Source organism: Nonomuraea sp. K271 (assembly GCF_009908215.1).
Classification (GTDB): Bacteria; Actinomycetota; Actinomycetes; order Streptosporangiales; family Streptosporangiaceae; genus Nonomuraea; species Nonomuraea longispora.
The window spans coordinates 1-6,030 of sequence record NZ_JAAAHR010000287.1 but is presented as its reverse complement, the minus strand read 5'-3'; the positions used below and the strand labels follow the sequence as shown (position 1 = coordinate 6,030).

The following is a 6,030-nucleotide window of genomic DNA, read 5'->3' as shown; positions in this document are numbered from 1 at the left end:
GGTGAGGGCGGTCAGGTAGCCGTAGACGGCGGTGTCGAAGGCGTCGCCGTCCAGCCGGCGAGCAGCCGTCCCAGGGTGCTGGCGGCCAGGCGGATGGTGGCGGGTAGTCCGGCTTGGGCGCGCAGATGGGGGTCGTATCCGGTGATGATGCGGGTGATTTGCTTGAGGGAGGTTGCTCCGCCGAGCACGGCGAGCAGGGATAAGGCCAAGAGCGGGCCGAGCCGGTAGCGGCGTCCCCGCCGGCTGCGTGGATCGGCAGCGTGTCCAGGACTTCGGCCAGCGTGGGCAGATCGAGCAGGTCGGCGGGCGGACTGGCGGCGGTGACGTGCTCGGAGTGGCGGGCGAGCACGTCGATCGGGGATGATGGCACGCGAACGCGGCCCCTGTTCTTGATCGACTGGCGTAGACAACCAACGATCATCGGGGGTCGCGTTCGTCATTGGTACCCCGGGGCGCCCCCACGAGCCAGCCGCGTCATCCCAGCAACGACCTCCTCAACCGAGAACGCTTCGGCCCTGACCGTGTCGCCGACATCGGCCAGGAAAGTACCGCCGACATACCGCCGACATACCGCCGACATACCGGAGCTGTCTACGATCGGCCCCGCGGAAAGGTCGCAGTCCATTGCCTTTAAGCATTGGAAAACGAACGCCGCGTTAAAGGGGCTCGGAATTCGCCATTCCGTGATTTGCCCTGTCCCGCCCCGGCCCGGCATCGGAGTTCCGGTACTGCGATGCCGGCATCTGGCACGACCTGGAGAAACCTCATGCCCCCCTCCACGCTCTTACGAGCTGTCGTCACCACGGCGCTCGTCGCCGCGTTCAGCGTCTTCGGCACGGCGAGCCACGCGATGGCCGCGCCCGACCTCCAGCTTCCCTTTCCCTGCGGCCAGAAGTGGCGGCTGGACACGTGGGCGCACGCCCCCGCGGTGGACATGGTGAAGGAGCCGGACCAGCACGGCACCGACGGCGCCACTCTGGTCGCGCCGGCGGCCGGGACGGTGAACCAGTCCTATAAGCACGGCAACGCCGGCAACATGATCCAGATCAACCACGGCGGCGGCTACTTCACCACGTACATCCACCTGCAGTCTCGTGCCGTATCGGTCGGCGACAGGGTGCAGAGGGGAGCGATGATCGGCAAGGTCGGTAAGACCGGCGAGACCTCCAACGGCCACCCTCACCTGCACTTCGAGCTCGGACGCGACTCCGACGGCAATGGGTCGGCCTCCTGGGGCTTCGCCGGCTCCGAGCGGGTCAAGCCGACCTTCAACGGCGTCACCTACGGTCAATCGAACAACCAAACCTGGCGCAACGTGGAAAGCCGCAACTGCTCGGCACCCTCCCCCGAGGGCACCGCCTCGGTTTACGGGGTGTTGCCGGACGGGCGGTTGACCTATACCGCGATCGACGCGGCGAGCGGTAAGCGTACGCATGGTGCGGTGGTCTCCACGGCGACTCTTGGGTTCACGCCTAAGGCGATGGCCACGCTGAATTTCAACACGATTCTGGTGACCAGGGCCGATTCCGGTGGCATGCTCTATCGCGTCGACGTCCGTACCAACAATGAGAGTTTGATTTTTGAGCCTCCTGTCTATTTGGGCAAGGGCTACACGCATGAGTTGCTGGCCTATGACGGCAAGAGTCATCTGTTCGGCATCGCCAACGGCACTCTGCTGCGTTACACCATCACGGTGGCCAAGCCCAAGCTGAGCAATATCACCGGTGGCACCACCATCGGGACCGGGTTCACGCTCAAGACCCTCACGGCCACGGGACCGGACTGGATCCTGGGCACCACCACCGGCGGGCAGCTCCTCTCCTACCGGATCAGCGGTGCGGGCAGTTGGAAGCGGTATCAACTGCGCGACACCACCTGGCAGAACTTCGATCATCTGCTGTCGCCCGGCGGGGGCGTCTACTACGGCCATCACCGTGAGAACTCCCTGCATCGCTACTTCGACAGCGACCCCTACGACGGTCAGGGCGGCGACCTGACCGGCCAAGGCACCGTTGACACCAGCGGGTGGTCCCAGAGCCTGCTGTCCGCCCAGCCCGCCACCGTGACCTCGTGAAAGGGGCCCGCATGCTCAGCTCTCTTCTCTCGCGTGCCGGCATTCTGGTCACGGCGGTCGTCACCGTGATCGGCTTATCGGCCATCGCCTTCCCCGCGGTCGCCGAGCCACCGCAGCAGGAGGAGTTGCGACTGGAGCCGCCCGCCACGTCGGACATCACCGCCGCCTACCAGCTGGCCGCGTGCGACCCCGACGGTCCCACCTCGACCGACTCGTCCCTGGCCACCAAGCTCAACAGCACTCTCGACGACAAGATGCGCGGCTACATGTCCGCCTACCGCGTGTCCTGTGCCCGCAAGGTGATCAAGGCTGTGTACGACCGCGGACTGGACCGGCGGGCAGCCGTGATCGCGGTGGCCACGATCATCGTGGAGACCAGCGTCCAGAACATCAGTGAGGAAGTCGACCACGACAGTCTGGGGCTGTTCCAGCAGCGCGCCTCCTGGGGAAGCAGGTCGCAGCGTCTCAACCCCACCTGGGCCACCAATGCCTTCCTCGACAAAATGCTGCGGGTCTACCCGAACAACAGCTGGAAGTCCGCGCCGATCGGTGAGGTGTGCCAGGCCGTGCAGGTGTCGGCCTATCCGGACCGGTACCAGGTCCAGGCCGGCGACGCACAGATCATCGTCAACACCATCTGGCCCTATGTCAGCGGCCCGAAAGGGGTCGCCTCGGTTTACGGGGTGTTGCCGGACGGGCGGTTGACCTATACCGCGATCGACGCGGCGAGCGGTAAGCGTACGCATGGTGCGGTGGTCTCCACGGCGACTCTTGGGTTCACGCCTAAGGCGATGGCCACGCTGAATTTCAACACGATTCTGGTGACCAAGGCCGATTCCGGTGGCATGCTCTATCGCGTCGACGTCCGTACCAACAATGAGAGTTTGATTTTTGAGCCTCCTGTCTATTTGGGCAAGGGCTACACGCATGAGTTGCTGGCCTATGACGGCAAGAGTCATCTGTTCGGCATCGCCAACGGCACTCTGCTGCGTTACACCATCACGGTGGCCAAGCCCAAGCTGAGCAATATCACCGGTGGCACCACCATCGGGACCGGGTTCACGCTCAAGACCCTCACGGCCACGGGACCGGACTGGATCCTGGGCACCACCACCGGCGGGCAGCTCCTCTCCTACCGGATCAGCGGTGCGGGCAGTTGGAAGCGGTATCAACTGCGCGACACCACCTGGCAGAACTTCGATCATCTGCTGTCGCCCGGCGGGGGCGTCTACTACGGCCATCACCGTGAGAACTCCCTGCATCGCTACTTCGACAGCGACCCCTACGACGGTCAGGGCGGCGACCTGACCGGCCAAGGCACCGTTGACACCAGCGGGTGGTCCCAGAGCCTGCTGTCCGCCCAGCCCGCCACCGTCACCTGAGGACGACTGACTGACGTCACTTGGGACCTCGGCAGGGCCCTCCCCCCGAAGTGTGGACACCTTGAGTGTCGGATGATGGACATCCGGAGGCAAGGAGTTCCACGTGGCGATGAAGTCGTATCCGCCGGAGTTCAAGGCGGACGCCGTCGCGTTGTACCTGTCTGACCCGAGCCGGACGTACGCGTCGGTGGGCCGGGACCTGGGCGTGCACCCCGAGACGCTGCGCTTGTGGGTGCGTGAGGCTCGCGCGAACGGCACCGCCGGAGCCGAGAAGAAGGGGCGGGTCGAGGAGCCGGCCAGCGGGCCGCTATCGTCCGACGACGTGCTGAAAGCCGAGAACAAGCAGCTCAAAGCCCGAATCCGGGAGCTGGAGCTGGAGCGCGACATTCTTCGCAAAGCTGCCAAATATTTCGCGGGCGAGACGAACTGGTGAGCCGCTTCCAGTTCGTTGCCGACCACCGCGACGCCTTCGGCGTGAAGCGGTTGTGCCGGGTGCTGTCGGTCTCCCGGTCCGGCTTCTACCGGTGGCTGAAGGCGCTGCCCCCCCCGGCTGGCCCGCCAGGCGGCCGATGCCGCGCTCGCTGCGAAGATCCGGCAGATACATGAGGAGTTCGACGGCACCTACGGCAGCCCGCGCGTCACCGCCGAACTGCGCGCCCAGGGCAGGAAAGTCAATCACAAGCGTGTCGAACGGGTCATGCGCGTCTTCGACATCATCGGGCTGCACCTGCGCAAGAAGGTACGCACCACGCTGCCCGGGCCTGCCGACCAGAAGGCGCCCGACTTGATCGGCCGGGACTTCACTGCCCCAGCGCCTAACCAGCGCTACGTCGGCGACATCACCTATCTGCCCGTCGGCGATGGCGTGTTCCTGTACCTGGCGACCGTACTGGACCTGCACTCACGCCGCCTGGCGGGCTGGTCGATCGCCGACCACATGCGCACTGAACTGGTCGCCGAGGCGATGCGAGCTGCCGTTGCCACGAGGGGCGGCCTGGAGGGCGCGATCTTCCATTCCGATCATGGAAGTCAGTACACCTCCAAGGAGTTCGCGCAGCTGTGCGCCGAGTTGGGTGTCCGTCGGTCGACGGGTGTCGTGGGCACGAGCGCCGACAACAGCGCCGCGGAAGCGTTCAACGCCACGCTCAAGCGTGAGACGCTCCAAGGCTCCCGACGCTGGTCCTCTGCGCGGCAAGCACGCCTGGCGGTCTTCAAGTGGATCACCCGCTACAACACGAGAAGGAGGCATTCCACCCTCGGGCACCTGAGCCCGATCGACTACGAGCAGCAACCCGATAGTCTGCTCAAAGCAGCATGAACCCCGTGTCCATACTCCGGGGGAACGCCCCTCAGCGATCCGTGCCTCGAGTTGCGCCCGCATCAGCCTCCTGGGTGCCTTAGCCTGTGAGTTGGCAGGAGAGGGTGAGCCATGTGAATCGCCCCGGCTTCGGTGAAGCTCCACCGAACTCGGGGCACATCATAAGTCTCCACCGAAACTGGGGCGATTCAGGTCGGCGCATGGATCCTGGATCGGTTATTCCATCTCTGCAAGATGGACGGCCGCCGCATCGACCGGGCGTGTACTCGACCGAAGGCGGCTTGACCACTACTTGGACGGGTCTGCGATCAAGTTCGGCGTGTCTCGCCCGACAACGCTTCCATTCAGCCCTTCTCTTGGGCGTCGTTCGGGTCTGGCGTTACGATTCGGTCTGTGGCGGCCGACGCCCGAGAGCGAACCGCTACAATTCGCCCTCGCTTTCGGTCCGCCGATGTGCCGAACGCGTGCCGAAGAGCATGTGACGAGCATGAACTCAGCCATCTTCGCCTCACAGAAGGCGGCCGAGAATCGAGAAAGTGCAGGTCAGGCGGGGTACAGAGTGGTAGGGCGCCCGGGGCTCGAACCCGGAACCTACGGATTAAAAGTCCGCAGCTCTGCCAATTGAGCTAACGCCCCCTAGCAACAGCAAGGGTACAGAGATTACCGGCCTGTCCGCGACGCCTGCATCACCGGTAGGCGGCGAGCCCGGTCAGCGCTTCCCCCAGCACCAGCGTGTGGATCTCCTGTGTTCCCTCGTACGTCAGCACACTTTCCAGGTTGTTCATGTGCCTGATCACAGGGTACTCCAGGGTGATCCCGTTCCCGCCCAGGATGGAGCGGGCCTGGCGGGCGATGTCGAGGGCGGCGCGTACGTTGGCGAGCTTGCCGAAGCTGATCTGCCGTGGTTCGAGGCGGCCCGCGTCCTTCAGCTCGCCCAGGTGCAGGGCGGTGAGCTGGGCCTGGGCGGCGCCCACGTACATCCAGGCGAGTTTTTCCTGCGTCAGCTGGAAAGCGCCGATGGGTTTGTCGAACTGGACGCGGGTCTTGGCGTAGTCGACGGCTGCTTCGAGGCAGGCGCGGGCGGCGCCGACGACGCCCCAGACGATGCCGTAGCGGGCTTCCGACAGGCACGACAGCGGGCCCTTGAGGCCGCTGACTCCGGGAAGGACGGCGGAGGCGGGCAGGCGGAGGTCGTCGAAGTAGAGGGAGGAGGTGACGGAGGCTCTCAGGGAGAGTTTCTTGTGGATCTCCGGGGC

The 6,030-nt window shown here is 65.2% G+C and carries 4 protein-coding genes, 1 tRNA gene and 1 pseudogene; 3 read left to right on the top strand and 3 right to left on the bottom strand.

Annotation, left to right across the window (positions count from 1 at the left end):
- Positions 1-11: 11 nt before the first annotated feature.
- A complete protein-coding gene (locus tag GUY59_RS51135) occupies positions 12-209 on the bottom strand; it encodes a hypothetical protein (RefSeq protein WP_246064756.1) in 198 nt (65 codons plus the stop codon).
- A gap of 557 nt (positions 210-766) precedes the next feature.
- Here GUY59_RS51135 and GUY59_RS45605 point away from each other — a divergent pair.
- From GUY59_RS45605 to GUY59_RS45595, 3 genes and pseudogenes are all read left to right on the top strand, one after another.
- Entirely contained in the window at positions 767-2,074 is a 1,308-nt protein-coding gene (locus tag GUY59_RS45605) for a M23 family metallopeptidase (protein ID WP_201762128.1), read from the top strand.
- An 11-nt stretch (positions 2,075-2,085) separates the two neighbouring features.
- Positions 2,086-3,456 (top strand): hypothetical protein, encoded by a 1,371-nt coding sequence (locus GUY59_RS45600; protein WP_201762127.1) that lies wholly within the window; start codon positions 2,086-2,088, stop codon positions 3,454-3,456.
- Positions 3,457-3,559: 103 nt separating this feature from the next.
- Positions 3,560-4,774: pseudogene (locus GUY59_RS45595) on the top strand (IS3 family transposase).
- Positions 4,775-5,334: 560 nt separating this feature from the next.
- Here GUY59_RS45595 and GUY59_RS45590 read toward each other — a convergent pair.
- Positions 5,335-5,410 (bottom strand) — tRNA-Lys (locus GUY59_RS45590).
- A gap of 50 nt (positions 5,411-5,460) precedes the next feature.
- Positions 5,461-6,030: acyl-CoA dehydrogenase family protein (locus tag GUY59_RS45585; protein ID WP_269129099.1), on the bottom strand; the 570-nt coding region annotated here is incomplete at its 5' end.